This window comes from Streptomyces sp. NPDC057963 (assembly GCF_042887155.1).
GTDB lineage: Bacteria > Actinomycetota > Actinomycetes > Streptomycetales > Streptomycetaceae > Streptomyces.
This window is the reverse complement of the sequence record NZ_JBHVPX010000012.1, coordinates 135,490-160,461: the sequence shown is the minus strand read 5'-3', so window position 1 is coordinate 160,461 and position 24,972 is coordinate 135,490. Positions and strand designations below refer to the sequence as shown.

Here is a 24,972-nt window from a genome sequence, read left to right as displayed (position 1 = left end):
GCCGATCGTCCTGCCCCGGACCGTCGGCCGCTGCACTCGACCGCCGGGCGGGCTCGGAATCCGAGCCCGCCCGGCTTTTGCGTGGCCACAAAAGTCCATGGTTTCGAAGCAGGAGTCCAATCACTCCCCTTGCGCAACAACAGCACCGGCTACCAAGGTCCTTGACGAGCTTCATTCACCAGCCGCGCACGTCAGACCCCCCTTCTGGAGGATCGATGAACGACGCAGCACAGCAGAACGACGGTACGCGGGACGGCGACGAAGGATCGGTGAGCCGCCGCTCGGTCCTGTGGACGACCGCCTCGGTAGCCGGTGCCGGACTCGCGCTCGGCGGGCTCGGCAGCGGCACCGCGGCCGCCGCCCCCGCCCCGGATCCGCAGGCCACCGCCACGGAACAGATGGATCAGGCGGCCGCCCCGAAGCGTCAGGGACGCACCATGGTGGGGGTGCCGTTCGACCGGCGTTCCACCGTGCGGGTCGGCATGGTCGGCCTCGGCAACCGCGGTGGCAGCATGATCGATCTCTTCCTCGCCGTCAGCGGCGTACAGGTCGTCGCCGTCTGCGACCCGGTCAGGACCAAGGCGGAGCAGGCAGCCGCGAAGGTGACCGCCGCGGGCCAACCGTCGCCCGCCGTCTACACCAACGGCGAGGACGACTACGAGAATCTCTGCAAGCGCGGGGACATCGACTTCGTCTATGTGGCAACGCCCTGGGACTTCCACTTCGAGATGGCGAAGACCGCCCTGCTGAACGGCAAGCACGTCGGCGTGGAGTGTCCCCTCGCGCTCCGGCTCGACCAGCTCTGGGAGTTGGTCGATCTCTCCGAGCGCACCAGACGCCACTGCATGCAGCTGGAGAACTGCTGCTACGGACAGAACGAGTTGCGGGTGCTGCGCATGGCGCATGCCGGGCTGTTCGGTGATCTCCTGCACGGCGCGGGCGCGTACAACCACGATCTGCGTGGCCTGATGTTCGATCCGGGGTACTACGAAGGGCCTTGGCGCAGGCTGTGGCACACCAGGCTGCGTGGCGATCTCTACCCCAACCACGGCTTCGGCCCGGTCGCCAACTACATGGACATCAACCGCGGCGACCGTGCGGTGAGCATCACCAGTGTGGGTTCCCCGTCGCTCGGGCTCGCCGAATACCGCGAGAAGCACAGGCCGGCCGGTGATCCGAGCTGGAAGGAAACCTACGTCGAGAGCGATCGGACGATCAGTCTCGTCCAGACCGCCAAGGGACGGGTGATCCGGCTGGAGCACGATGTGTCTACGCCGCATCCGTACTCGCGCGTCAACAGCCTCGGCGGTACGAAGGGGGTCTTCGAGGACTATCCGGCCCGCATCTACATCGAGCCCGATCACACCGACGACAACTGGGGTGATTTCTCGAAGTACACGCAGTGGGACCACTGGTTGTGGAAGGAACATGCCAACCCGCCCGGCGGTCACGGCGGCATGGACTACATGCTGGTGTTCCGGCTGATGCAGTGCATGCGGCTCGGCCTCGTCCCCGACTTCGACGTGTACGACGCGGCGACCTGGACGTCGCCCGTGCCGCTCAGCCATCTGTCCATCAAGGCGAAGGGCGCGCCGCAGCAGATCCCGGACTTCACGCGCGGCGAGTGGAAGAAGGCCCGCTCCGGCATGGACTCAGAGGATCCGGAGGGGCCGGGGAAGGCCTGACCCGGCCGACGCTGCGGAGCCCTGGGCCCGGCCCCGGACAGGCTCGGTCGAGCCGGGCCGGGGCCGGGCCCCGCAGCGCTTCCCCCTCCCGCCCGCATCGCGCCCTTGGCGCGATGCGGGCCGTTCGAGGAGAAATCGTTCGAGGAGAAAATCGATTGCTCCGGCGGGCCTTCCGGGGTGAACCTTGCACGGTTTGAGGCATTCACCGAACAAACCGGCACACCGAACCATGGGACGTCATGCAGATTCGCGATCTTCCGTACCCGGATCCTGGCGATCCCGATGTCCGGTCGGGCCCACGCTTCCTGATCTGGCTCGGCCGCAATCAACTCCGCGGCCAGCTCAAGTCCATGTCCTGGGGCCTGTTGCACCAGTGCTCCCTGGCCGGGCTGCCACCCACCGTCGGCCTCGCCGTGCAGGCCGTCGTCGACCGTTCCGGCAGCCGGCTCGCCTGGTCGGGCGGGCTGATCGCGGTCCTGGGTGTGCTGATCGCGCTGGGCGACACCATGCTGCACCGGACCGCCGTCACCAACTGGATCACCGCCGCCGCGCGCGTTCAGCAGCTGCTGGCCCGCAAGACCGCGGAGCTCGGCTCGGCGCTGACCCGCCGGGTCGCCGCGGGTGAGGTCGTCGCGGTCTCCACCGGCGACGTCGAGAAGATCGGCTGGTTCGTCGAGGCACTCTCCCGCTTCGCCGCGGCCGCTGCCGCCCTGGTGCTGATCTGCGTGGGGCTCATCCTCTATCTGCCGTCGCTCGGCATCCTGGTGACACTCGCCATGCCGTTGCTGGCCCTGGCGGTGCTGCCACTGCTCCCCCGGGCCACCCGGCGGGCCGACCTCCAGCGCGAGAAGGCGGGCAAGGCCACCGAGCTGGCTTCGGACACCGTGGCCGGGCTGCGGGTACTGCGCGGGATCGGCGGCGAGGAACTGTTCCTCGACCGCTACCGGCGCGCCTCCCAGGAGGTCCGCAAGGCCGCGGTGCACAGTGCGCGGATGTGGTCGCTGATCTCGGCGATCCAGGTGCTCCTGCCGGGCGTGCTGCTCATCTCACTGGTCGTGTACGGGGCGACGCTGGCACGGGACGGCCGGATCGGGGTCGGTCAGCTGGTCACGGTGTACAGCGCGGCGACGCTGCTGCTGTTCCCGCTGCGCCACTTCGAAGAGATCGCCATGGCGTACTCCTTCTCCCGGCCCTCCGCCAAGCGCGCGGTCCGGGTGCTCTCACTGCACCGCACGGCCCAGCCCTCGACCGTCGACGCCACACCGACCGGCGATCTGTACGACCCGGTCACCGGGCTGCTGGCCCCGGCGGGCCTGTTCACCGCGGTGGTCTGCGGCGATCCGGACGAGGCGGGACGGCTGGCCGAACGGCTGGGCGGACACGCCCACGAGGAAGCGGACGCGAACGCGAACGCGGGTACGGACGAGAACGCGTCGAAGGACTCGACGGGCGGGGCGGAGAACAACGGGCGCGACTCCACGGGCGCCGTCGACGCGGAACCGGAGCTCCCGTCCGTCCTGCTCGGTGGCGTACCGCTGGACGAACTCCCGCTGGACTCCGCCCGGACGGCGGTGCTGGTCCAGGACAAGGACCCGGTCCTGCTCTCCGGCACGCTGCGGGAACTGCTCGACGTTCCGTCGTCGGGACGGGTGTCCGCCGAGGACGCGCTGTCCGCCGCTCAGTGCGGCGATGTGCTGGACTCGCTGGCGCAGGCGTCCGTCGCCACGGACGGCGACCCGATGACGACACGCATCACCGAACGCGGGCGTTCGCTCTCGGGTGGCCAGCGCCAGCGGCTCGCCCTGGCCCGCTCCCTGGTGACCGACCCGGAGGCGCTGATTCTCGACGAACCGACCTCCGCCGTCGACTCGCACACGGAGGCCCGGGTCGCCGCCGGAGTCAAGGCGCTGCGCCAGGGCCGCACCACCGTGGCGTTCGCTTCGTCGCCGCTGCTGCTCGACCTGGCCGACCGGGTGGTGCTGGTGCACCGGGGCACGGTCGTCGCCGTCGGCGCACACCGTGAACTGCTGCAATCGGACCCCCGCTACCGGGCGGTCGTGACGCGCGAGACGGACGACGAGATCACTGTCCCGGCCGCTCAGGGCGCCGTCAGGACGATCGAGGAAATCGAGGAACGGGCATGATCGGCGTCGCAGAACCGGCCTACGACCCGGCCGCACCGGAGTCGGCGACCACCCTGCCGGTCGGCACCCCCACCACCGTACGCAGCTATGTGCGGGAGCTGCTGGGGCGCCACCGCAGGCCGTTCGCCGTGCTGGTCTCGTTCAACGCCGTCGCGGTGATCGCCTCGATCGTCGGCCCGTATCTGCTGGGCGGGCTGGTCGAGGACCTCTCCGACGGCGTCTCCGACCTCCATCTGGAGCGCACCGCCGGGGTGTTCGCGCTCGCTCTGATCGTGCAGACCGTGTTCACCCGGATGATGCGTCTGCGCAGCGCGATGCTCGGCGAGGAGATGCTGGCCGATCTGCGCGAGGACTTCCTCGTACGGTCGGTGGGGCTGCCGCCGGGCGTGCTGGAGCGGGCCGGGACGGGTGATCTGCTCTCCAGGATCACCACGGACGTCGACCGGCTGGCCAACGCGATGCGCGAGGCCGTGCCGCAACTGGCGATCGGCGTGGTGTGGGCGGTGCTGTTGCTGGCCGCTCTCACCGCGACGGCCCCGCCGCTGGCGCTCTCGGTGCTGATCGCCCTGCCCATCCTGATCATCGGCTGCCGCTGGTACTTCAAACGGGCTCCGTCCGCGTACCGTTCGGAGGCCGCCGGATACGCCGCGGTCGCGGCGATGCTCGCGGAGACCGTGGACGCCGGGCGGACCGTGGAGGCGCATCGACTGGGTGCGCGCCGGGTGGCGTTGTCGGACACGCGCATCCGGCAATGGACCGCGTGGGAACGGTACACACTCTTCCTCCGCTCCGTGCTCTTCCCCGTCATCAACACCACCTACGTGACGATTCTCGGTGCGGTGCTGATGCTCGGCGGCTGGTTCGTCATCGAGGGCTGGCTGACCGTGGGGCAGTTGACGACGGGGGCGCTGCTGTCGCAGATGATGGTCGATCCGATCAACCTGATCCTGCGCTGGTACGACGAGTTGCAGGTCGCTCAGGTGTCGCTGGCCCGGCTGGTCGGCGTACGGGACATCGAACCGGACGCGGGCGACGCGGAGGTGGTGCCGGACGGCCGGGACGTACGGGCCGACGAGGTGCGCTTCGGCTACCGCGCCGGAGTGGACGTTCTGCACCGGGTGTCGTTGGACGTGGCACCGGGTACGCGCCTGGCGCTGGTCGGCCCGTCCGGGGCCGGCAAGTCCACGCTGGGCCGGCTGCTGGCCGGGATCTACGCGCCGCGCACGGGTGAAGTGACGCTCGGTGGTGCGGAGTTGTCGCAGATGAAGGCGGAGCACGTACGTATGCATGTGGCGCTGGTCAACCAGGAGCACCATGTGTTCGTGGGGTCGCTGCGGGACAACCTCCTGCTGGCCCGGTCCGGTGCCGAGGACGTGGAGCTGTGGGCGTCGCTCGCGGCGGTCGACGCGGACGGCTGGGCGAGGGCGCTGGAGGAGGGGCTGGACTCCGAGGTCGGCTCCGGCGGTCTGGCGCTGACACCGGCGCAGGCCCAGCAGATCGCACTGGCCCGGCTGGTCCTGGCCGATCCGCACACGTTGGTGCTGGACGAGGCGACGTCGCTGCTGGATCCGCGGGCCGCCCGGCACCTGGAGCGGTCGCTGGCCAGGGTGCTGGACGGCCGTACGGTCGTGGCGATCGCCCACCGGCTGCACACCGCCCACGACGCGGATGTGATCGCGGTCGTCGAGAACGGCCGGATCAGTGAGCTGGGCAGCCATGACGAGCTGGTGGCGGCCGGCGGCGCCTATGCGGCGCTGTGGCGGTCCTGGCACGGCTGAGAAGCGGTCATGTCCGCTGTGCCGTACGGCGCCCCACCGGCCGAACCGGCACCGGCGCACCGCACCGTCCCCGGTGCGCCGACCGGGCCTGCCGGCCGGCGCACCGTCGACCGGCCATGACCGCGCCGGTGCCGGTTCCGCCGCGCCCGGCGGCTCCTCAGCCGTGGCGCGAGGCCCGGACGATCCGCGCGACGATCTCCTCCGCGACGGCTTCCATGTCCGCGTCCACGACGAGGTCCACATGGCCGTCCGGGTCGGCCGTGAAGACGGTCAGCCCTTCGTCGGTGACCTCGACCGTGCCGCGTTCGGTGGTGTAGAGGTCCGGGCGCAGCAGGGAGAGCGCGGTGATCGGGTCGTGCGGGACGCTCCACGGTTCGCCGGTGAAGCCGGTCCAGGCGTCGATCTCGCGGGCGAGCGCGGCACCGTACTCACCGGCTTCGCGGATCGCTTCGATGCCGGGCTGTTCGATCCGCAGTCGCGTGGTGATGTCCAGGCCGGTGACGACGGTGCGGATGCCGGCGCCGAAGACGGCACGGGCGGCCGTGATGTCGCTGACGATGTTGTGCTCGGCCGTGGCCCCGGGCCCGAAGCTGCCGCCCATCATGTACAGGGTGCGTATGCCCGCGGCGAAACGGTCGTCGAGGCGGATCGCGCGGGCGATGTTGGCGAGCGGGGCGATCGCGATGACATCGGTCGCGCCGGGCCGGGCAAGGACGGAGTCGACGAGGAAGCGGTCGGCTGCGACGGTGTCGTGCACCGGCTCGGTCGCCAGGTCGGTGAAGGCCTTGCCCTCGTGCCCGGCCCACCAGACCTCCTTGCCGGAGAGGGTGTCGGTGGCTCCGGGGACGACGGTGAGGTCGTGTCCGGCGAGGGCGCCGAGCCGGTGCGCGAGCCGGGCCCGGAGCAGGGTGTCGCCGTAGACGGTGGTGATGCCGGTGATCCGGGCCTCGGGCGAGCCGAGCAGCACGCCGAGGGCGAGCGCGTCGTCGACGTCGCTGCCGATGTCGGTGTCCAGGAGGATGTCGGCGAGGGGGTGAGTCACGGTGTTCCTCGGGTCGTTGGGAGGGGCTTCGTCGGTCGGTGAGGTCGGTGAGGATGCCGCGCGCGGTGAGCGCCGGCACCCGGGGCTGGTCGACGGCGTACACGTCGATCGCGTCGTCCTTCGCGGAGAGCCGCAGCCGGAGGACGTCTCCGAGCCGGTCCGGCGGGACGGGGGTGGAGGCGGTCCGCAGGCCGGGATCGGCCCGCCCGAAGCCGCGGACGACCGCCCGGAACGTCCCGGGAGTCTCCGGGCCGAGGAACCGGACGGCAGAACAGCGCGGCACCGAGCACGGTTCTGCGGCTTCGAGAGCTCCTCATACGGCTCTCCTGTCTGCGATGGACATCAAAGTCTCCAAATCGTTTTGCACCACCGGTTCGGCCCAGGTGCGGCGCGATCGCAAGCACCATACAAAACGTTTTGCACATTGGATAGAGTGACCTCGAACACCAGGACAACTTCCTGGACGGCAACGGGAGGCCGATGGTGCAGGGCGGGAGCCGGGTCAAGATCACGGATGTCGCGTCCGAGGCGGGCGTCAGCGTCACCACGGTCTCCCATGTCCTGAGCGGTCGCCGGCCCGTCTCGGCCGCCACCCGCGCCCGGGTCGAGGACGTCATACAGCGCCTCGGCTACCAGGCCGACCCGTCGGCGCGCGGCCTGCGCACCCAGCGCACCCGCACCCTGGGCCTGGTCGTCCCGGACATCACCAACCCGTTCAACACCTCGATCGCCGCGGGCATGCAGGAGGTCGCCCTGGCCCATGAGTACCTGACGGTGGTCTGCGAGGCCCCCATGGACGGCCCGCACCTGCCCTCGGTGATCCGGCAGCTGGTGGCGCGCCACATCGACGGCATCGTGATCGGCCGGTACGGCGTCACCCGGCTCGATCTGGAGCGCGTCGTGGCGTCCGGATCGAAGCTGGTGCGGCTCGGCGGGCGGCTGGAGCCGGCGCTCGGCGATGTGGTCAGGGCCGCCGAGACCGAGGGAATGCACGACCTGGTCAGCCATCTGGTGGGCCGCGGCTACCGGCGGATCGCGTTCATCGGCGGTACACCGGGGGTGGAGCCGGGCGAGGAGCGGTTCGCGGGCTACCGCAAGGCCCTGGAGTCGGCGGGGCTGCCGGTCCCGGACGAGCTGGTCGTCTGGACCGGCTTCACCCGCGAGGGCGGGCGGGCCGGGGCCGCGGCCGTGCTGGGCGCGGCGGAGCGCCCGGACGCCGTGGTGTGCGCCAACGACCTGATCGCGATCGGCGCACTGGACACGGCACGGGCCGCCGGACTGCGGGTGCCGCACGACGTGGCGATCACCGGGTACGACGACATCGAGGCCGCCTCACTGGTCTCCCCCGCGCTCACCACCGTGCTCAACCCGGCCCGGGAGATCGGGCGTTCGGCCGCACAGTTGCTGGTCGGCCGGCTCGACGGGGACGGATCGGGGGCGGCCAGGGAGATCGTCCTGGCCCACCGCCTGGTACCGCGCGAGTCCGCCTGAGCGCACCGGCCGCCGGATGCGGCGGTCAGATGAAGTTCAGCGCCGCCGCCCCGCCCAGTCCCCCGAGCACCATGAAGACCGGCATCAGCACCTTCAGCTCCACCCAGCTGCCGGCCCGGAACCGCATGCCCTTCGGCGGCCCTATCGGATACCAGCGCTTGCGGCCCAGCGGGATGGGCCACAGGATCGGGCAGCCGGAGACGGTCAGCGCGTCACCGATGTCGTGCACGAGGGCGCCGAGCACGATCGGCAGGCCGAGCCACAGGTACTCCTGGCCGGGGGCGCTGAACAGCCAGTCCGAGCCGTTCCCCGGCTTGTCCAGGACGTCGGCCAGTATCCAGGCGCTGGTCGCGCCGAGCAGCCACACCAGGACGTCGCTGGACATCCGTGCGGCCCGCCACAGCAGTCCTTCGACGGCGAGCACCAGGTGGACGAAGAGGATCGCCAGGACCGCCCACCGGCCGCCGGTGATCGCCGCGGCGGAGGCCCCGCCGCCGATCAGGACCGCCCAGAGCCAGGTGTGCGTCAGGGTCCGGTGGCCGCCGTTGCGGTGCGAGTCGCCGCGCATCCTGGTCGCCTTGTAGACGGCGTGCGAGAGCTTGTCGACGATCTCGCAGAGCCCCCGGGAGACCGGCCCGAAGGCGCGCGAGATGGTCGCGGACTTGTGGTCGAGGTCCGGGGCGAGCGCGGCTCCGGCGGTGATCAGGGCGCCGACGACCAGGACGGGCCACGGCATCGCGTGGCCGGCGGCGGCCGCCGCCGCGCCCACCCCCAGCCAGGCCGCTGCCCCTGACAGAGAGTGTGCCGGTCCCATCATGATTCTTCCCGCCCCCAAAATCGTCCTGCTGCCATTGCCGCCCAGGCACGGCCGAGTTGAGTGGGAAGCGTATCGTCCGTGATCTTCATACGGTCGTCCGGTTCCCTCATCCGGGCGGAAGGCAGGCAAGATGGGGGCGTGACCCTTATCGATCAGCTGCCCCCGACCGACGACCCCGACGCCCTCTTCGAGGCTTTCTCGTCATGGACCGAGACGCAGGGCATCACCCTCTACCCCGCTCAGGAAGAGGCGCTGATCGAGGTGGTCTCCGGCGCGAATGTGATCCTCTCCACCCCGACCGGCTCCGGGAAGAGCCTGGTCGCGGCGGCTGCGCACTTCACCGCGCTGGCCCAGGACAAGGTCACCTTCTACACCGCGCCGATCAAGGCACTGGTCTCGGAGAAGTTCTTCGACCTGTGCAAGCTGTTCGGTACGGAGAACGTCGGCATGCTCACCGGCGATGCCTCCGTCAACGCCGACGCCCCGGTGATCTGCTGCACGGCCGAGGTGCTGGCCTCGATCGCGCTGCGCGACGGGAAGTACGCCGACATCGGCCAGGTCGTGATGGACGAGTTCCATTTCTACGCCGAGCCGGACCGCGGCTGGGCCTGGCAGATCCCGCTCCTGGAACTGCCGCAGGCCCAGTTCGTCCTGATGTCGGCCACACTCGGCGACGTCAGGATGTTCGAGGAGGACCTGACCCGCCGCACCGGCCGCCCCACTTCCGTGGTGCGCTCCGCGACCCGGCCGGTGCCGCTCAGCTACGAGTACCGGCTGACCCCGATCACCGAGACCCTCACCGAGCTCCTGGAGACCAGGCAGTCGCCGGTGTACATCGTGCACTTCACCCAGGCCGCGGCCGTCGAGCGGGCGCAGTCGCTGATGAGCATCAACATGTGCACCAAGGAGGAGAAGGAGAAGATCGCCGATCTGATCGGCAACTTCCGCTTCACCACCAAGTTCGGCCAGAACCTCTCCCGCTACGTGCGGCACGGCATCGGGGTGCACCACGCGGGCATGCTGCCGAAGTACCGGCGCCTGGTGGAGAAGCTCGCCCAGGCCGGTCTGCTGAAGGTCATCTGCGGTACGGACACTCTCGGCGTCGGCGTCAACGTACCCATCCGCACCGTGCTGTTCACGGCGCTCACCAAGTACGACGGCACGCGCGTGCGTACGCTGCGCGCCCGTGAGTTCCATCAGATCGCGGGCCGCGCGGGCCGGGCCGGGTTCGACACGGCGGGCTTCGTCGTGGCGCAGGCGCCCGAGCACGTCATCGAGAACGAGAAGGCCGTCAAGAAGGCGGGCGACGACCCGAAGAAGAAGCGCAAGGTGGTCCGCAAGAAGGCCCCCGAGGGCTTCGTCGCCTGGTCGGAGACAACCTTCGACAAGCTGATCCAGTCCGATCCGGAGCCGCTGACCTCCCGCTTCCGGGTCACGCACACGATGCTGCTGTCCGTGATCGCGCGTCCCGGCAACGCCTTCGAGGCGATGCGGCGGCTGCTGGAGGACAACCACGAGCCGCGCAGGGCGCAGCTGCGTCACATCCGCCGGGCCGTCGCGATCTACCGCTCGCTGCTGGACGGCGGCGTCGTGGAGCGCCTCGACCAGCCGGACGCGGAGGGCCGTATCGTCCGGCTCACCGTCGATCTCCAGCAGGACTTCGCGCTCAACCAGCCGCTGTCCACCTTCGCGTTGGCCGCGTTCGACCTGCTGGACCCCGACTCCCCGTCGTACGCGCTGGACATGGTCTCCGTCGTCGAGTCGACGCTCGACGACCCCCGGCAGATCCTCGCCGCCCAGCAGAACAAGGCGCGCGGCGAAGCGGTCGGGCAGATGAAGGCGGACGGTGTCGAGTACGAGGAGCGGATGGAGCTGCTCCAGGACGTCACGTACCCGAAGCCGCTGAGCGAGCTGCTGTGGCACGCGTACGACGTGTACCGCAGGAGCCACCCGTGGGTCGGCGACCATCCGGTCTCGCCGAAGTCGGTGATCCGTGACATGTACGAACGCGCCATGACGTTCACGGAGTTCACCTCCCACTACGAACTGGCCCGTACCGAGGGCATCGTGCTGCGGTATCTGGCGAGCGCGTACAAGGCGCTTGAGCACACCATCCCGGACGACATCAAGTCCGACGACCTGGAGGACCTGATCGCCTGGCTCGGCGAGATGGTCCGCCAGGTCGACTCCAGCCTCCTGGACGAGTGGGAGCAGCTGGCCAACCCGGAGGTGGAGACCGCCGAGGAGGCGCAGGAGCGGGCCGACGAGGTCAAGCCGGTCACGGCCAACGCCCGCGCCTTCCGGGTGCTGGTGCGCAACGCGATGTTCCGCCGGGTGGAGCTGGCCGCGCTGGACAAGGTGGGCGAGCTCGGCGGGCTGGACGGCGACGCGGGCTGGGACGAGGACGCGTGGGGCGAGGCGATGGACGCCTACTGGGACGAGTACGACGACCTGGGCACCGGTCCGGACGCCCGCGGGCCGAAGCTGCTGAAGATCGACGAGGACGCCGCGCACGGTCTGTGGCGGGTGCGGCAGACCTTCGCCGACCCGAACGGCGACCACGACTGGGGCGTCAGCGCGGAGATCGACCTGGCCGCCTCCGACGAGGAGGGCAAGGCCGTCGTCCGGGTCACCTCGGTGGGGCAGCTGTGAGGGCGTACGCCGTGGGGACGGCGTCGCTGCGAGAGTGGAGGCGAACGGCATGACGAACCCCGCCGAGCGCCTGGTCGATCTGCTCGATCTGGAGCGGATCGAGGTCAACATCTTCCGTGGGCGCAGCCCCCAGGAGTCCCTCCAGCGGGTCTTCGGCGGGCAGGTGGCCGGGCAGGCGCTGGTCGCGGCCGGCCGTACCACCGACGGGGACCGGCCGGTCCATTCGCTGCACGCCTACTTCCTGCGTCCGGGGCGTCCGGGGGTGCCGATCGTCTACGAGGTGGAGCGCGTCCGGGACGGCCGGTCGTTCACCACCCGCCGGGTCACGGCGGTCCAGCAGGGCCGGACGATCTTCAATCTGACGGCGTCGTTCCACCGGCCGGAGGAGTCGGGGTTCGAGCACCAGTTGCCGCCGGCCCGCGAGGTCCCCGACCCCGAGGAGCTGCCCACCGTCGCCGAGGAGGTGCGTGAGCACCTCGGGGCTCTTCCGGAGGCGTTGGAGCGGATGGCGCGCCGGCAGCCGTTCGACATCCGGTACGTGGACCGGCTGCGCTGGACGCGGGAGGAGGTCAAGGGCGCGGACCCGCGCAGCGCGGTCTGGATGCGCGCGGTCGGCCCGCTGGGCGACGACCCGCTGGTGCACACCTGCGCGCTGACGTACGCCAGCGACATGACGCTGCTCGACGCGGTCCGCATTCCGGTGGAGCCGCTGTGGGGGCCGCGTGGATTCGACATGGCGTCGCTGGATCACGCGATGTGGTTTCACCGTCCCTTCCGGGCGGACGAGTGGTTCCTCTACGACCAGGAGTCGCCGATCGCCACCGGCGGACGGGGGCTGGCGCGCGGCCGGATCTACGACCGCGGGGGCAATCTGCTGGTGTCCGTGGTGCAGGAGGGGCTGTTCCGCAGCCTGGGCGCGTAGCCGGGTGCCGGCTCAAATGCCGGGGAGCGGGTCCTGTTCGACCTCGTGACGGCGGGTGCGGATCTCCGGGGGTGCGGGGTGCAGTTTGGCGTCGCAGGCGGGTCCGAGGCCGGTACGGCGTGACTCCGTACCAGTGAGCGGGCGACCGCACATGCGGCAGCGCACCACCGGCCGGCGGGCGGACGGGTCGGCCGGACCGTCCTCGGGGAGGGGCTCGGCGCCGGCCCCGGGGAAGGGTCCGGGCCGGGGCTCGGGGAGGGGTTCGGCGGAGTCCACGAACCGATCTTCTCAGGGCGCCCGTCTGCTCTGCGACCTCCGAGTGGCGCACGACGGAGGAGTTCGCGGTGAGCAGCGTGCCGGCATTGAAGCCGGTCCCCCGGCCGGCGAGGGGCAAAAAGGCTGAACCGGACACCGCCCCGGGAGCGGTCGCGCCCGTCGGCCATGTCGTCGAGTTCGCCGACGGACCCGGCGGCGATTCCCGTGGTACGTGTGGTGGCTGCTGCTGCCCGTCCAGGTGGCCATCGGCGTCGGCAGCCTCCTGAGTGGCGGGGGCGACGCGGCGCGCGGGCCCCGGCGCATCGTCTGGCGGGCCGGCCAGGAGGTCCCGCTGGAGTTCCGGTCGGACGACGACGAGATCCATGTCCACGCCGCGTGGGCCGACTGGCGGCTCGCTGCCGCGCTGTCGGCGCTGATCCGCACCTCCGACAGTTGGATGGGCACTCCCTGGGACGACAAGCGCCGGTGAACCGGGCGCGGCCGGCACATGGCCCCGGGCGGGGCCCCGAGCGCGCCTTTCGACCGCTCAGGAGGCGAGGATTCTGGCCTTCTGCGCCTCGAATTCGCTGTCGCTCAGCGCTCCTCGGGCCTTGAGGTCACCGAGCTCCTTGAGCTGAGCGATCTTGTTGCTCATCTCTTCCTCCGGCGCGAGGGAGGTGGGAGCGGGAGGTGGCGGGGTGGACCGGTCCTGGGCCTGCGCTGCGTCCTGCCGGGCCCAGCGGCCCGCCTGCCGCCGGGAGACCCGGTTGGAGACCGAGGTGGCGGTTCCGGCGATCACCGCTGTACGGGCGACGCCGCGAAGAAGGCCTGGCATGGTGCATCTCCTTTGACTGGCTCTGCGGGGCCGGGGGCCGGCAGGCCCGGCGGAACTCCTCCGGGACGCCCGGCCCGGCGGTTCCGTGCCCGGTTCGGACCCGAACGGTTCAGACCCTGGACTCGGCCGCGTCGAGCGAGGCCAGGACCTCCTGGACCGGGATCCGCCCGTTGGCGACGAGGCGTCCGCCGGAACGGCGCAGGGCGGCCGCGAACGGTGCCGCCCACACGTTCTCGTAGATGAGGATTGCGGCAGCGCTGCCGGGTTCGAGGACCGCGCTCGCCTCGTCGATGTCGTCACGGCCGATCAGGCCCGAGGACACCCCTTCGAACACGGTGAGTTCACCACCGCCGTCGCCGGTCAGCTCGGAGAGTTCCACGCCCTCGACCGAACCGTCCCGGTTCTTCCTGACGAACGTCAGATCCAGGATCCGGATGATGCCCCGGTCGACCAGGCCGACCAGCAGGGGCATTCCTTCACCCGTCACCCGGCTCCCCGCCGGGAATTCGACCACCAGGTAGTCGATCGGTCCCGTCTCGTCGCTCTCGCCGCTCACGTCAGCTCCTCAGACATCTCGACTGCCCCGGTTCCGCCGGAGGCCACGGCCTCCGCCATTGCAGCAGCGGGTGGAGCGGAACGCATCTCGGCGGCGGCCCCGGGGGGACGCTGCCCCCGTTGCGCCGTTGGACTGAGGGCGGGTCACTGCCCCGGCCGAGCGGCTGCCGGCCCGACTGCCCGCAGGGACCCCTCCCGCTGCCCGCCGCCGTTCGCTGCCGTTCATCAGGCACCTTCCTCCTGCTGCGGCGCCGCGCACAGCGCCCAGAGGATGAAGACGTTGATGGCGATGAGCACGAGGGACCAGAGTGGGTAGAAGGGCAGCCACAGGAAGTTGGCGAGTGCGCCCAGGCCCGCCAGGACGATGCCGACGACACGCGCCCAGGTCGCGCCGGTGAGCAGCGCACAGCCGGCGAGGACGATGACGATGCCCAGGGCGAGATGGATCCAGCCCCAGCCCGTGAGGCTGAACCGGAACACGTAGTTGTGCGTGGCGACGAAGATGTTGCTCCTGGCGATGGCCGCGATCCCTTCGAAGATCGCCATCGCCCCGCCGAAGATCATCAGAAACGCGGCGAAGACGGTCCAGCCGTACCGGAAGGGATGATGCGAACGCGGGCCGGCGCCGGGCGCCGCACTCGGCCCGCTGGTGGCACTGGCCATGTCGGCCTCCTCGGGTAGCAGAGCAACCCCGGTGGACCCGAGTGGGCCCGCCGGGCCTCCCGAACCAGCGTGGCACGAGCACGTCCTGTCAGCACAGCAACCGTGTCCCGGCCGTCACTCCAGGCAATTTCTCTGATCAGAGATATCATCCCTGTTGTGAGAGACATCGAAGAGGCGGAGCCCGGCTCCGTCGACGCCCGGCTCGCCGTGCGGCTGGGCGAACTGCGGACCGGACGCGGCTGGTCGCTGGACGAACTGTCCCGGCGCAGCGGGGTGAGCCGCTCCACGCTGTCCCGACTGGAGCGGGGCGAGCTGAGCCCGACCGCCGCCCTGCTCGGCACGTTGTGCACGGTCTACGGCCGGACGATGTCCCGGCTGCTGATGGAGGTCGAGGCGGAGCCACCGCAACTGGTCCCCGCCGCGCGGCAGCCGGTGTGGCGGGACGAGGCGTCGGGCTTCGTACGCCGCTCGGTCTCGCCGCCCCACACCGGCCTGCGCGCGGAGGTCGTCGAGGGCACCCTCGACGCGGGAGCCGCCGTCGCGTACGAGAGCGCACCCGTGTCCGGCGTGGAGCAGCATGTCTGGGTGCTGGAGGGGACGGTCGAGATCACCGTCGACGACACCGTGCACACCGTGCGCAGCGGCGACTGCCTGCGCTTCCTGCTGCGCGGCCCCTCGCGTTTCCACTGCCCCGGGCCGGATCGGGTCCGCTACGCGCTGATGATCGTCCTGCCGTGACATCCGTGCCATTCCTGAAGGCCGCGAAAGCCGCGAGATCCCTGAGAGGACCTGCCTCATGACCGAGATCGTTCCGGTTTCCGGACCCGGACTGGTCACCTACGCCGATGAGTTGGCCGCCCTCCTGGTGGAGACCGTGGGCGGCGGATCGTCGGTGGGTTTCCTCGCGCCCCTGGACCGCGGCGCGGCGGCCGCCTGGTGGCGGGAGAGGGCCGGAGCCGTCGACGCCGGAGACCTCCGGGTCTGGATCGCCCGGGACGCGGAACGGGTGGCGGGGACCATCGGCCTGGTCCGGGCTCCGCTGCCGAACGCCCGTCACCGGGCGGAGATCGCCAAGCTGATGGTCCGTCCGTCGGCCCGCGGCCAGGGGCTCGGCCGGTCGCTGCTGGCTGCTGCCGAGCGGTCGGCCGCCGAGGAGGGGATCACACTGCTGGTGCTGGACACCGAGAGCGGCAGCCCCGCCGAACGCCTCTACCGTTCGGCGGGCTGGACGGAGTGCGGATCGATTCCGGACTACGCCGCCGACCCGGCCGGGGCCCTGCGACCGACGACGCTCTACTACAAGGCGGCCGGCGCCGCGCAGGGGTCGGCGAAACGGGCCGCGGGGCCGTCCACGGCCTCGTAGGCAGAATCGTCGGGCGCACCTACGGGTCGCCGACGGACCGTTGCCCCACACCTGGGGCAGCCGCGGCCCGGCTGCTGGATCCGAACAGCCGGGCGTTCGGGAGTTCGGGTTCACGGTGATCAACCAGTGGGCACGACAATGGCTGTGGAAGCCACCCTCACAAGGAGAGCCTCATGACGCTGTACGACATCCCCCTGCGCACGCTCACCGGCGAGCCCGCCTCCCTGGCCGACTACCGCGGCCGGGCGGTCCTGTTGGTGAACGTCGCGTCGAAGTGCGGGCTCACCCCGCAGTACGCGGGCCTGGAACGGCTTCAGAAGGCGTACGGGGACCGCGGCTTCACCGTGCTCGGTGTGCCGTGCAACCAGTTCGCCGGCCAGGAGCCGGGAAGCGCGGAGGAGATCCAGACCTTCTGCTCGACGACGTACGGTGTCAGCTTCCCGCTGCTGGAGAAGACCGACGTGAACGGCGCGGAACGCCACCCGCTCTACGCCGAGCTGACCGCCCTCGCGGACGAGGACGGCGAGGCCGGTGACGTCCAGTGGAACTTCGAGAAGTTCCTCATCTCGCCGGCGGGCGAGCCGGTCGCGCGCCTTCGCCCGCGCACGGAGCCGGAGGCACCGGAGCTCGTCGCCGCCATCGAGTCCCAGCTGCCCGCCTGAGCGGTTCCGTCCTCACCACCGGACGGCCGCTCTCCCCCTCGGTGGCCGGACGGGCCTCGATTCCGGCCCGGACGGCCACCGAGGACGGCGGGGTGGAGGGCTCAGCGAGCTTGAGCCGTGCACACCACCGCCGCGCACCCCGTCAGCGGATCGGCATGCCCGAGAGGGTGCGGGCGATCACCAGGCGCTGGATCTCGCTCGTACCCTCGAAGATCGTGTAGATCGCCGCGTCCCGGTGCATCCGCTCCACCGGGTACTCACGGGTGAAGCCGTTGCCGCCGAGGATCTGGACGGCCTGCGCGGTGACCTTCTTCGCCGTCTCGCTCGCGTACAGCTTGGACATGGAGCCCTCGGCCGAGGTGAACGGCTTGCCGGTGGTGGCCATCCAGGAGGCGCGCCAGACCAGCAGCCGGGCCGCGTCGATCTGCGTGCGCATGTCGGCGAGCTGGAAGGCGATGCCCTGGTTGTCGATGATCGGCCGGCCGAACTGGGTGCGGGTCTTCGCGTAGTCCAGCGCGACCTCGTACGCCGCACGGGCGGTACCGACCGCCATGGCCCCGACCGCGGGGCGGGATGCCTCGAAGGTCGCCATCGCCGCGTTCTTCACCCGCTCGCCACCGGACGCGGCGCGCTCGCGGGCCCGGGCCAGGCGCTGGTCGAGCTTCTCCTTGCCGCCGAGCAGGCAGTGGCCGGGGACGCGGACGTCCTCCAGGACGACCTCGGCGGTGTGCGAGGCGCGGATGCCGTGCTTCTTGAACTTCTGGCCCTGGGAGAGGCCGGGGGTGCCCGGCGGCACGATGAACGAGGCGTGCCCCTTGGAGCCGAGCTCCGGGTCGACCACGGCGACGACGACATGGACGTTGGCGATCCCGCCGTTGGTCGCCCAGGTCTTGGTGCCGTTCAGCACCCACTCGTCCTTGGCCCGGTCGTACACCGCACGGGTGCGCATCGAGGCGACGTCGGAACCCGCGTCCGGCTCGGAGGAGCAGAAGGCCGCGACCTTGACGTCGTCGGCGTCGCCGTACATCTGCGGGATCCAGGTGCCGATCTGCTCCTCGGTGCCGTTGGCGAGGACCCCCACGGCCGCCAGGCCCGTACCGACGATCGACAGGGCGATGCCCGCGTCCCCCCAGAAGAGCTCCTCCATCGCCATCGGGATGCCGAGACCCGTCGGGTCGAAGAACTGCTGGGCGTAGAAGTCGAGGGAGTAGATGCCGACCTTGGCCGCCTCCTGGATGACGGGCCAGGGCGTCTCCTCACGCTCGTCCCACTCCGAAGCCGCGGGGCGGATCACATCCGCGGCGAAGCCGTGAAGCCAGTCACGGACCTGCTTCTGGTCGTCGTTGAGTTCGAGCGTGAACTCCGCCATGTTCCCCTCCACGTACTACCCTGAAAAACCACTCGTTACTTGCGGTAACCGCAGTCTGTTACCGACAAGTAGCCTCTGTCAACCGCCCGGGTTCCCATCCGCAGGCCGCCGGGCAGGGTGTTACGTTGCGCAGGCAGGACGCAATGTGCGTGGCCAGGGGCGGGGAGAGACGACATGGAGAGCACACGACAGGCCGAGCGGCAGCGGACAGCGGCCGAGAGCCGCCGCCGCGAGCTGCTCGAAGCCGCCGACCGCGTGGTGCTCAGGGACGGACCGGGCGCCTCGATGAACGCCATCGCGGCGGAGGCCGGAATCACCAAGCCCATCCTCTACCGGCATTTCGGCGACAAGGGCGGCCTCTACCGGGCCCTCGCCAAGCGCCACACCGACGCCCTGCTGATCGCTCTGCGGGCGGCGCTGGACGCACCCGCCGAGCGCCGCCGGCGCGTGGAGTCGACGCTCGACACCTACCTGGCGGCGATCGAGGCCCGCCCGCAGGTCTACCGCTTCCTGATGCACCCGTCCGACGACTCGGCGCCCTCGACCGAGCAGGGTTTCGACGTCGGACGGCACTCCGCGCCACTGCTGCGCAGACTCGGCGAGGAACTGGCCCTGGTGATAGCCGAGCGGGTGGACCTGGGCCCCGACAACGAGGCCATGGCCCGTATCTGGGGCCACGGCATCGTCGGCATGATGCACGCCGCAGGCGACTGGTGGCTCGGTGAACGCCCTTGCTCCCGCGAGCAGTTGGTGCGCAGCCTGGCGGATCTGCTGTGGGGCAGACTGGCCGACGCGCGCGACCGGCCCGGCGGCCCGGGATTCTGAGGCGCCGTGCGGTCAGCCGCCCTTCGCCCAGGGCGCCCGGCGGGCCGCGCGCAGCGCCCTCGACCGGCGCAGCCCGGTCAGCCGGTCCGTGTAGACCGTGCCGTCGAGATGGTCGCACTCGTGCTGGAGGCAACGGGCGAAGAAGCCGGTCCCGGTGACCCGTACCGGCTCGCCCCCGACGGTTGTGCCCTCGACGACGGCACGGTCGAAGCGCGGGGTGCCGGCCTCGATCCCGGGCAGCGACAGGCAGCCCTCCGGACCGCGTACGGTGATGCCGTCCGCCTCGACCAGCTTCGGGTTGACGAGATGTCCGAGGTGCCGGACGTCGTCGTCGTCCGGGCAGTCGTAGACGAACACCCGCAGCGGAACGCCGACCTGATTGGCCGCGAGCCCGACGCCCTGGGCTGCGTACATGGTCGCGTACATGTCCTCGACGAGGCGGGCGAGCGAGGGACCGAAGTCCGTGACGGGTTCGCAGGCTCCGTGCAGCACCGGATCACCGAGCAGACTCATGGCACGAATCAGTCCGGAACTGCCGGGGATCGGGCGGTTTCGCATGGCAGCAATCGTACGTTCCACGTGACCTCCACCTCCCCGGCGGTGCCGCGGTGCGGTCGCCGCGCCGGACATCGATAGGCTGGGCATGGACCGATGCAAGGAGGATCTAGGACGATGGCAGGCAACACGGAGCCGTTGTCGCCGCGGGCCAAGCTGGCCGTGACGGCGGGTAAGGCCGCGGCGGCGGTGTCCCGCGCCGCGGGGCGCGGCAGCGGATCGGTGATCGGCGGCCGGGTGGCGCTCAAGCTCGACCCCGACCTGCTGGGGCGGCTGGCGCAGCACCTGGACGTGATCCTCGTGTCGGCGACGAACGGCAAGACGACGACGACCCGGCTGATCGCGGAGGCACTGCGGGCCGCGGGCCCGGTCGTGTCGAACGCGCTCGGCGCGAACATGCCGGCGGGCATCACCTCGGCACTGGCGGGCGGCTCGGACGCGAAGTACGGCGTCATAGAGGTCGACGAGAAGTACCTCGCCGGGGTCGCGCGCGACACGACGCCCAAGGTGATCGCGCTGCTCAATCTCTCCCGCGACCAGCTCGACCGCGCCGCGGAGACCCGGATGCTCGCGGAGAAGTGGCGTGAGGGGCTGTCCGGCTCGAAGGCCGTGATCGTCGCGAACGCCGACGACCCGCTGATCGTCTGGGCGGCGTCCTCCTCTCCCAATGTGGTGTGGGTCGCGGCCGGCCAGGCGTGGAAGGACGACGCCTGGTCCTGCCCCTCCTGCGGCGGTGTGATGCAGCGCCCCGGCGACGACTGGTTCTGCGGCGAGTGCGGATTCCGCCGCCCCGCCCCGAGCTGGGTGCTGCACGGCGACTACGTCCTGGACCCGCACGGATCGGCGTGGCCGATCCACCTCCAGCTGCCCGGCCGCGCCAACAAGGCCAATGCCACCAGCTCCGCCGCCGTGGCCGCCGTCTTCGGTGTGCCGCCGCAGGTGGCGCTGGAGCGCATGTACCAGGTGCAGGCCGTCGCGGGCCGCTACGACGTGGTCAGCTTCCTCGGCCGTGAGCTGCGCCTGCTGCTGGCGAAGAACCCGGCGGGCTGGCTCGAAACGTTCTCGCTGATCGACCCGCCGCCCACCCCGGTGATCCTCTCCGTCAACGCCCGCGGCGCGGACGGTACGGACACCTCCTGGCTGTGGGACGTGGACTACACCCAGCTCGCCGGTCACCCGATCTTCGTGCTCGGCGACCGCAAGCTGGACCTCGCGGTCCGCCTCGAAGTGGCCGGTCTCGACTTCCGGGTCTGCGAGAGCCTCGACGAGGCCGTGCAGCAGGCCCCGCCCGGCCGTATCGAGGTCATCGCCAACTACACCGCCTTCCAGGAACTGCGCCGTCGTGTCGGCAACTGACCCCGGCCGCGGCCACCTCCGGAGAGGACGAAGCATGAGCAACAACGGTCTGCGTCTGGTCTGGGTCTACCCCGACCTCCTCAGCACCTACGGTGACCAGGGCAACGCGCTCGTGGTGGAGCGCCGGGCCCGGCAGCGCGGTCTCGACGTGCAGCGCGTCGACGTCCGCAGCGACCAGCCGGTCCCGACGTCCGGTGACATCTACCTGATCGGCGGCGGCGAGGACCGTCCGCAGCGGCTGGCCGCGGAGCGGCTGCGCCGCGACGGCGGGCTCAGCCGGGCCGCGTCCAACGGCGCGATCATCTTCTCGGTCTGCGCCGGGTACCAGATCCTCGGCCATGAGTTCATCAACGACCTCGGCGAGCGCGAGGCCGGTCTCGGTCTGCTCGACGTGGTCTCCACGCGAGGCGAGGGAGCCCGGTGCGTCGGTGACGTACTGGCCGACATCGACCCGCACCTCAACCTGCCGCCGCTGACCGGTTTCGAGAACCACCAGGGCGTCACCCACCTCGGCCCGACGGCACGCCCGTTCGCCCGGGTGCAGTTCGGCCGGGGCAACGGCACCGGCGACGGCACCGAGGGCGCGTACAACGACACCGTCTTCGGTACGTACATGCACGGTCCCGTGATGGCGCGGAACCCTCTGATCGCGGATCTGCTGCTGAAGCTGGCGCTCGATGTCAACGCCCTGCCGCCGACGGACGACCGTTGGTACGAGGCGCTGCGTGCCGAGCGCATCGCGTCGGCGACCCAGCCCGCCTGATGAGGCCCATTTCGCTCAGCTGAGCGGCGTCCAGCAGGCGGACGCCCGGTTCGGCCCCGCCACCCTGCGCCGGTAGGGTGGCGGGGATCCAACCGGACGACGTGGTCCGGTCGTCGGCCCACGTTGCAAAGGTTTCCCGGGCAATGCGAATTGGTGTGCTCACCTCCGGCGGCGACTGCCCCGGCCTGAATGCCGTCATCCGCTCCGTCGTGCATCGCGCGGTGGTCGACCACGGCGACGAGGTCATCGGCTTCCACGACGGGTGGAAGGGTCTCCTCGAGTGCGACTACCGCAAGCTCGACCTCGACGCGGTCGGCGGCATTCTCGCCCGCGGCGGTACGATCCTCGGCTCCTCCCGGGTCCAGCCCGCCCATCTGCGGGGCGGCGTCGAACAGGCCAGGGGCCATGTCGCCGATCTCGGTCTCGACGCGATCATCCCGATCGGCGGCGAGGGCACGCTGAAGGCGGCCAACCTGCTCTCCGAGGCGGGCCTGCCGATCGTCGGCGTGCCGAAGACGATCGACAACGACATCGCCTCCACCGATGTCACGTTCGGCTTCGACACCGCCGTCGGTGTCGCCACCGAAGCCCTCGACCGGCTGAAGACGACCGCCGAATCGCACCAGCGGGTGCTCATCGTCGAGGTCATGGGCCGCCACACCGGCTGGATCGCCCTGCACTCGGGCATGGCCGCCGGCGCGCATGCCATCGTCGTGCCCGAGCGGCCCTTCGACATCGACGAGCTGACCGAACTGGTCGGCAAGCGCTTCTCGGCCGGCAAGAAGTTCGCGATCGTGGTCGTCGCCGAGGGCGCCAAGCCGCGCCAGGGCTCCTCCATGGAGATCGAGCGGGGCACCACGGACATCTACGGCCACGAGCGGTTCGCCGGGGTCGCGACGCAGCTCTCCACCGAGCTGGAGCAGCGCCTCGGCAAGGAGGCCCGCCCGGTGATCCTCGGCCATGTGCAGCGCGGCGGCACCCCGACCGCGTACGACCGGGTGCTCGCCACCCGTTTCGGCTGGCACGCGGTGGAGGCCGCGCACCGCGGCGAGTTCGGCATGATGACGGCGCTGCGCGGCACGGACATCGTGATGGTGCCGCTGGGCGAGGCCGTGGAGACCCTGAAGACGGTCCCGGCCGAGCGGTACGCCGAGGCGGAGTGCGTGCTCTGAGAGACACCCGGTCCCACGAACTGCCCCCGGCCGCACGTGCGGCCGGGGGCAGTTCTACTCTGGTCGGGACAACCGGCACGAAACGGGGACGTCCCCAGCGGGAGTGAACAGATGGATCACAGCGGGCACGGCATGAACATGGATCTACCGCCGTTCACGCTGGGCCGCGGGCTCCAATTCTCCGCGGACCCGTTCTTCCTCATCGGCTGCGTTCTCGCGATCGGCCTGTACGGGTACGCCGTGCTGCGGCTGCGCGGGCGCGGGGACAGCTGGCCGATCGGCCGGATCGTCTTCTTCGTCGTCGGTGTGCTGTCCATCGCCCTGGTGATGTGCACCAAGCTGAACGACTACGGCATGGTCATGTTTAGCGTGCACATGGTGCAGCACATGGTGATCAGCATGCTGTCGCCGATCCTGCTGCTGCTGGGTGCTCCGGTGACCCTGGCGCTGCGGGCGCTCCCGGTCGCGGGGCGTGGCCGCACCGGCCCGCGTGAGCTGCTGCTCATGCTGCTGCACAGCCGGTACATGAGGGTCATCACGCATCCGGTCTTCACGATTCCGCTCTTCATCGCCAGCCTGTACGCGCTGTACTTCACCCCGCTCTTCGATTTCCTGATGGGTTCGAAGACCGGACACATCGCGATGATGGTGCACTTCCTCGCGGTCGGCCTGGTGTTCTTCTGGCCGATCATGGGCGTCGACCCGGGGCCGCACCGACCCGGCTATGTGATGCGGATGCTGGAGCTGTTCGCGGGGATGCCGTTCCACGCGTTCTTCGGCATCGCGCTGATGATGGCGACGACGCCGATGGTGGACACGTACAGGCATCCGCCGGCCTCACTCGGCATCGACGCGCTGAGCGATCAGAACTGGGCGGGCGGCATCGCCTGGGCGTTCAGCGAGATCCCGTCGGTACTGGTGCTGATCGCGCTGGTCTTCCAGTGGTACCGCTCCGAGCAGCGGACGGCCAAGCGTTCCGACCGTGCGGCCGACCGCAACGGCGACCAGGAGCTTCAGGCGTACAACGCCTATCTCGCCTCGTTGCAGGCGCGCGGGCAGTAGCGGTGCGCATGCCTCCGGGGTGACGATGGCATCCACGGCCATATGGCCGATGAGGAGGGTGCGGGCATGTCCGGATCCACGAAGACCATGGGCGTGATCACCGTGGCGGCCCTGGTGGCGGTCACCGCCTACACGGTGGCGCTGGGGAGCAGTGGCTGGCTCTGGTTCGGGTGGGTGGTGCTCGGGCTGATCACGCTGGGGATGGCCGCGACGCGCGAATCCTGAGCCGGTCGGCTCGTCCGGCTCAGGACGGCCGGGCCGAACGACCGGCTTCAGAAGCGGAAGACCGGTCCGGTGGCCACGTCCAGCTCGCAGGCGTTGGGGAACGTCTTCCGCCAGGCGACGGGCCGTCCGTCCCACTTGCCGGTGGCGGTGGCCGTCACCGGGTCGTACACCTTGGTGCACAGGTGCGGGTCGCGGGGCAGGTCGTCCAGGTCGCCTGCGGCCTCGTCGATCGCCGCGCAGGCGGCGGCCGCCTCGGGGTGCCGGGCGTCCGGGGCGGGCGGACAGATCAGCTCGACGCCGCGGATCCAGGTGTTCGCGCTGCCCGAGACGGTGAGGAAGAGTCTGCGCTCCGGCAACGGGGCGCCGGACCGGGCGGCCGCGGCGGGCCCCGCGGCGGTGAGGGTGAGCAGGGCGGCGACGGCGAGAGCGGCACGCGGGCGCATCGGAGAACTCCTGTGACTCGGGGGTACTGGGGACACGGGGCTGCGGGGCGTCCCGGCAATGGACCGGGGGATCTCGGCAATGGACCGGGGGATCTCAGCAACGGACCCGGGGATTTCCCGCATGTCCAGGACGCCCGGTCTGCGGGAACCCGGCAAGATGATCTTGGAAGTCGGCACCGGGCAAGGCGCCGCGCCGCGGCCCCACCCTCCGGGGGCCGCCGCCGGGTCCGGGTGGAGTACCGGCGGACAGCGGCCCCGCAGCCCCGGATGGATGGGACCGGCAGGTCCTCCCGGGTGCCTGCCTCCTCGTAGGTCGGGCGCCCCCTGGCGTTCGGGCC

Annotated in this window: 25 protein-coding genes; 16 read left to right on the top strand and 9 right to left on the bottom strand. The window is 70.8% G+C overall.

Annotated features, from left to right (window positions below; translation table 11 throughout):
* Positions 1-215 precede the first annotated feature (215 nt).
* The 3 genes from ACFVT1_RS26850 to ACFVT1_RS26840 all read left to right on the top strand — a co-directional run bounded on the left by ACFVT1_RS26850 (position 216) and on the right by ACFVT1_RS26840 (position 5,607).
* Positions 216-1,685, top strand: coding sequence for a Gfo/Idh/MocA family protein (locus ACFVT1_RS26850; RefSeq protein WP_389799965.1), 1,470 nt, complete (start codon positions 216-218; stop codon positions 1,683-1,685).
* Between the two features lie 239 nt (positions 1,686-1,924).
* Positions 1,925-3,829 (top strand): ABC transporter transmembrane domain-containing protein, encoded by a 1,905-nt coding sequence (locus tag ACFVT1_RS26845; protein WP_389799963.1) that lies wholly within the window; start codon positions 1,925-1,927, stop codon positions 3,827-3,829.
* Positions 3,826-5,607 carry an ABC transporter ATP-binding protein gene (locus ACFVT1_RS26840; RefSeq protein WP_389799961.1) on the top strand — a complete coding sequence of 594 codons (1,782 nt, stop codon included), beginning with the start codon at positions 3,826-3,828 and terminating at the stop codon, positions 5,605-5,607. Before ACFVT1_RS26845 ends, ACFVT1_RS26840 begins: the two co-directional genes overlap by 4 nt.
* Positions 5,608-5,764: 157 nt before the next feature.
* Here ACFVT1_RS26840 and ACFVT1_RS26835 read toward each other — a convergent pair whose 3' ends face one another.
* Positions 5,765-6,649, bottom strand: a complete 885-nt coding sequence (locus ACFVT1_RS26835) for a nucleoside hydrolase (RefSeq protein ID WP_389799960.1) — start codon at positions 6,647-6,649, stop codon at positions 5,765-5,767.
* Positions 6,650-7,129: 480 nt separating this feature from the next.
* Between ACFVT1_RS26835 and ACFVT1_RS26830 the strand changes: the two genes are divergently transcribed.
* A complete protein-coding gene (locus ACFVT1_RS26830; RefSeq protein WP_389799958.1) occupies positions 7,130-8,140 on the top strand; it encodes a LacI family DNA-binding transcriptional regulator in 1,011 nt (336 codons plus the stop codon).
* A 25-nt stretch (positions 8,141-8,165) separates the two neighbouring features.
* On the opposite strand, the gene ACFVT1_RS26825 is transcribed toward ACFVT1_RS26830, so the two are convergent.
* Complete coding sequence (locus ACFVT1_RS26825; RefSeq protein WP_389799956.1) at positions 8,166-8,957, bottom strand: metal-dependent hydrolase; 792 nt, start codon at positions 8,955-8,957, stop codon at positions 8,166-8,168.
* A gap of 138 nt (positions 8,958-9,095) precedes the next feature.
* Between ACFVT1_RS26825 and ACFVT1_RS26820 the strand changes: the two genes are divergently transcribed.
* Together ACFVT1_RS26820 and ACFVT1_RS26815 are read left to right on the top strand one after the other, a co-directional pair.
* Entirely contained in the window at positions 9,096-11,609 is a 2,514-nt protein-coding gene (locus ACFVT1_RS26820; protein WP_389799954.1) for a DEAD/DEAH box helicase, read from the top strand.
* A gap of 49 nt (positions 11,610-11,658) precedes the next feature.
* A complete protein-coding gene (locus ACFVT1_RS26815; protein ID WP_389799952.1) occupies positions 11,659-12,531 on the top strand; it encodes an acyl-CoA thioesterase in 873 nt (290 codons plus the stop codon).
* A gap of 12 nt (positions 12,532-12,543) precedes the next feature.
* Here ACFVT1_RS26815 and ACFVT1_RS26810 read toward each other — a convergent pair whose 3' ends face one another.
* On the bottom strand, positions 12,544-12,807 hold the full coding sequence (locus tag ACFVT1_RS26810) for a DUF6011 domain-containing protein (RefSeq protein ID WP_389799950.1): 264 nt from the start codon (positions 12,805-12,807) through the stop codon (positions 12,544-12,546).
* A 211-nt stretch (positions 12,808-13,018) separates the two neighbouring features.
* On the opposite strand from ACFVT1_RS26810, the gene ACFVT1_RS26805 reads away from it, so the two are divergent.
* On the top strand, positions 13,019-13,276 hold the full coding sequence (locus ACFVT1_RS26805) for a hypothetical protein (protein WP_389799948.1): 258 nt from the start codon (positions 13,019-13,021) through the stop codon (positions 13,274-13,276).
* A gap of 57 nt (positions 13,277-13,333) precedes the next feature.
* Here ACFVT1_RS26805 and ACFVT1_RS26800 read toward each other — a convergent pair whose 3' ends face one another.
* From ACFVT1_RS26800 to ACFVT1_RS26790, 3 genes are all read right to left on the bottom strand, one after another.
* The gene (locus ACFVT1_RS26800; RefSeq protein ID WP_389799946.1) at positions 13,334-13,621 is read right to left on the bottom strand and encodes an SHOCT domain-containing protein; all 288 of its coding nucleotides are present in this window, start codon (positions 13,619-13,621) and stop codon (positions 13,334-13,336) included.
* Positions 13,622-13,730: 109 nt separating this feature from the next.
* On the bottom strand, positions 13,731-14,177 hold the full coding sequence (locus ACFVT1_RS26795) for a DUF6325 family protein (RefSeq protein ID WP_389799944.1): 447 nt from the start codon (positions 14,175-14,177) through the stop codon (positions 13,731-13,733).
* A gap of 224 nt (positions 14,178-14,401) precedes the next feature.
* Complete coding sequence (locus tag ACFVT1_RS26790) at positions 14,402-14,839, bottom strand: hypothetical protein (protein ID WP_389799942.1); 438 nt, start codon at positions 14,837-14,839, stop codon at positions 14,402-14,404.
* 156 nt (positions 14,840-14,995) lie between these two features.
* Between ACFVT1_RS26790 and ACFVT1_RS26785 the strand changes: the two genes are divergently transcribed.
* From ACFVT1_RS26785 to ACFVT1_RS26775, 3 genes are all read left to right on the top strand, one after another.
* The gene (locus ACFVT1_RS26785) at positions 14,996-15,577 is read left to right on the top strand and encodes a helix-turn-helix domain-containing protein (RefSeq protein WP_389799940.1); all 582 of its coding nucleotides are present in this window, start codon (positions 14,996-14,998) and stop codon (positions 15,575-15,577) included.
* Between the two features lie 58 nt (positions 15,578-15,635).
* Positions 15,636-16,202, top strand: a complete 567-nt coding sequence (locus ACFVT1_RS26780) for a GNAT family N-acetyltransferase (protein WP_389799938.1) — start codon at positions 15,636-15,638, stop codon at positions 16,200-16,202.
* A gap of 173 nt (positions 16,203-16,375) precedes the next feature.
* Entirely contained in the window at positions 16,376-16,864 is a 489-nt protein-coding gene (locus ACFVT1_RS26775) for a glutathione peroxidase (protein ID WP_389799936.1), read from the top strand.
* A 142-nt stretch (positions 16,865-17,006) separates the two neighbouring features.
* On the opposite strand, the gene ACFVT1_RS26770 is transcribed toward ACFVT1_RS26775, so the two are convergent.
* Positions 17,007-18,233, bottom strand: a complete 1,227-nt coding sequence (locus tag ACFVT1_RS26770; protein WP_389799934.1) for an acyl-CoA dehydrogenase family protein — start codon at positions 18,231-18,233, stop codon at positions 17,007-17,009.
* Between the two features lie 174 nt (positions 18,234-18,407).
* On the opposite strand from ACFVT1_RS26770, the gene ACFVT1_RS26765 reads away from it, so the two are divergent.
* Positions 18,408-19,058 (top strand): TetR family transcriptional regulator, encoded by a 651-nt coding sequence (locus ACFVT1_RS26765; protein ID WP_362206183.1) that lies wholly within the window; start codon positions 18,408-18,410, stop codon positions 19,056-19,058.
* Between the two features lie 12 nt (positions 19,059-19,070).
* Here ACFVT1_RS26765 and def read toward each other — a convergent pair whose 3' ends face one another.
* On the bottom strand, positions 19,071-19,616 hold the full coding sequence (gene def / locus ACFVT1_RS26760; RefSeq protein ID WP_389799933.1) for a peptide deformylase: 546 nt from the start codon (positions 19,614-19,616) through the stop codon (positions 19,071-19,073).
* Positions 19,617-19,730: 114 nt separating this feature from the next.
* Here def and ACFVT1_RS26755 point away from each other — a divergent pair, with 114 nt between their 5' ends.
* From ACFVT1_RS26755 to ACFVT1_RS26735, 5 genes are all read left to right on the top strand, one after another.
* Positions 19,731-20,969, top strand: a complete 1,239-nt coding sequence (locus ACFVT1_RS26755; protein WP_389799931.1) for a MurT ligase domain-containing protein — start codon at positions 19,731-19,733, stop codon at positions 20,967-20,969.
* A gap of 34 nt (positions 20,970-21,003) precedes the next feature.
* Positions 21,004-21,732, top strand: coding sequence for a glutamine amidotransferase (locus tag ACFVT1_RS26750; RefSeq protein WP_362206185.1), 729 nt, complete (start codon positions 21,004-21,006; stop codon positions 21,730-21,732).
* Between the two features lie 143 nt (positions 21,733-21,875).
* On the top strand, positions 21,876-22,904 hold the full coding sequence (locus ACFVT1_RS26745) for a 6-phosphofructokinase (protein WP_362206186.1): 1,029 nt from the start codon (positions 21,876-21,878) through the stop codon (positions 22,902-22,904).
* Between the two features lie 111 nt (positions 22,905-23,015).
* Entirely contained in the window at positions 23,016-23,966 is a 951-nt protein-coding gene (locus ACFVT1_RS26740; RefSeq protein WP_389799929.1) for a cytochrome c oxidase assembly protein, read from the top strand.
* Between the two features lie 66 nt (positions 23,967-24,032).
* Positions 24,033-24,191, top strand: coding sequence for a hypothetical protein (locus tag ACFVT1_RS26735; RefSeq protein WP_389799927.1), 159 nt, complete (start codon positions 24,033-24,035; stop codon positions 24,189-24,191).
* 47 nt (positions 24,192-24,238) lie between these two features.
* Here ACFVT1_RS26735 and ACFVT1_RS26730 read toward each other — a convergent pair whose 3' ends face one another.
* On the bottom strand, positions 24,239-24,634 hold the full coding sequence (locus ACFVT1_RS26730; protein WP_389799925.1) for an SSI family serine proteinase inhibitor: 396 nt from the start codon (positions 24,632-24,634) through the stop codon (positions 24,239-24,241).
* Between the last annotated feature and the right edge of the window lie 338 nt (positions 24,635-24,972).

What these genes read in the sequence shown, in the direction of transcription:
- ACFVT1_RS26850 (WP_389799965.1), top strand. Translation starts at nt 216, where the DNA reads ATGAACGACGCAGCACAGCAGAACGACGGTACGCGGGACGGCGACGAA.
- ACFVT1_RS26845 (WP_389799963.1), top strand. Translation starts at nt 1,925, where the DNA reads ATGCAGATTCGCGATCTTCCGTACCCGGATCCTGGCGATCCCGATGTC.
- ACFVT1_RS26840 (WP_389799961.1), top strand. Translation starts at nt 3,826, where the DNA reads ATGATCGGCGTCGCAGAACCGGCCTACGACCCGGCCGCACCGGAGTCG.
- ACFVT1_RS26830 (WP_389799958.1), top strand. Translation starts at nt 7,130, where the DNA reads ATGGTGCAGGGCGGGAGCCGGGTCAAGATCACGGATGTCGCGTCCGAG.
- ACFVT1_RS26825 (WP_389799956.1), bottom strand. Translation starts at nt 8,957, where the DNA reads ATGATGGGACCGGCACACTCTCTGTCAGGGGCAGCGGCCTGGCTGGGG.
- ACFVT1_RS26815 (WP_389799952.1), top strand. Translation starts at nt 11,659, where the DNA reads ATGACGAACCCCGCCGAGCGCCTGGTCGATCTGCTCGATCTGGAGCGG.
- ACFVT1_RS26800 (WP_389799946.1), bottom strand. Translation starts at nt 13,621, where the DNA reads ATGCCAGGCCTTCTTCGCGGCGTCGCCCGTACAGCGGTGATCGCCGGA.
- ACFVT1_RS26790 (WP_389799942.1), bottom strand. Translation starts at nt 14,839, where the DNA reads ATGGCCAGTGCCACCAGCGGGCCGAGTGCGGCGCCCGGCGCCGGCCCG.
- ACFVT1_RS26780 (WP_389799938.1), top strand. Translation starts at nt 15,636, where the DNA reads ATGACCGAGATCGTTCCGGTTTCCGGACCCGGACTGGTCACCTACGCC.
- ACFVT1_RS26775 (WP_389799936.1), top strand. Translation starts at nt 16,376, where the DNA reads ATGACGCTGTACGACATCCCCCTGCGCACGCTCACCGGCGAGCCCGCC.
- ACFVT1_RS26770 (WP_389799934.1), bottom strand. Translation starts at nt 18,233, where the DNA reads ATGGCGGAGTTCACGCTCGAACTCAACGACGACCAGAAGCAGGTCCGT.
- ACFVT1_RS26765 (WP_362206183.1), top strand. Translation starts at nt 18,408, where the DNA reads ATGGAGAGCACACGACAGGCCGAGCGGCAGCGGACAGCGGCCGAGAGC.
- def (WP_389799933.1), bottom strand. Translation starts at nt 19,616, where the DNA reads ATGCGAAACCGCCCGATCCCCGGCAGTTCCGGACTGATTCGTGCCATG.
- ACFVT1_RS26755 (WP_389799931.1), top strand. Translation starts at nt 19,731, where the DNA reads ATGGCAGGCAACACGGAGCCGTTGTCGCCGCGGGCCAAGCTGGCCGTG.
- ACFVT1_RS26750 (WP_362206185.1), top strand. Translation starts at nt 21,004, where the DNA reads ATGAGCAACAACGGTCTGCGTCTGGTCTGGGTCTACCCCGACCTCCTC.
- ACFVT1_RS26745 (WP_362206186.1), top strand. Translation starts at nt 21,876, where the DNA reads ATGCGAATTGGTGTGCTCACCTCCGGCGGCGACTGCCCCGGCCTGAAT.
- ACFVT1_RS26740 (WP_389799929.1), top strand. Translation starts at nt 23,016, where the DNA reads ATGGATCACAGCGGGCACGGCATGAACATGGATCTACCGCCGTTCACG.
- ACFVT1_RS26735 (WP_389799927.1), top strand. Translation starts at nt 24,033, where the DNA reads ATGTCCGGATCCACGAAGACCATGGGCGTGATCACCGTGGCGGCCCTG.
- ACFVT1_RS26730 (WP_389799925.1), bottom strand. Translation starts at nt 24,634, where the DNA reads ATGCGCCCGCGTGCCGCTCTCGCCGTCGCCGCCCTGCTCACCCTCACC.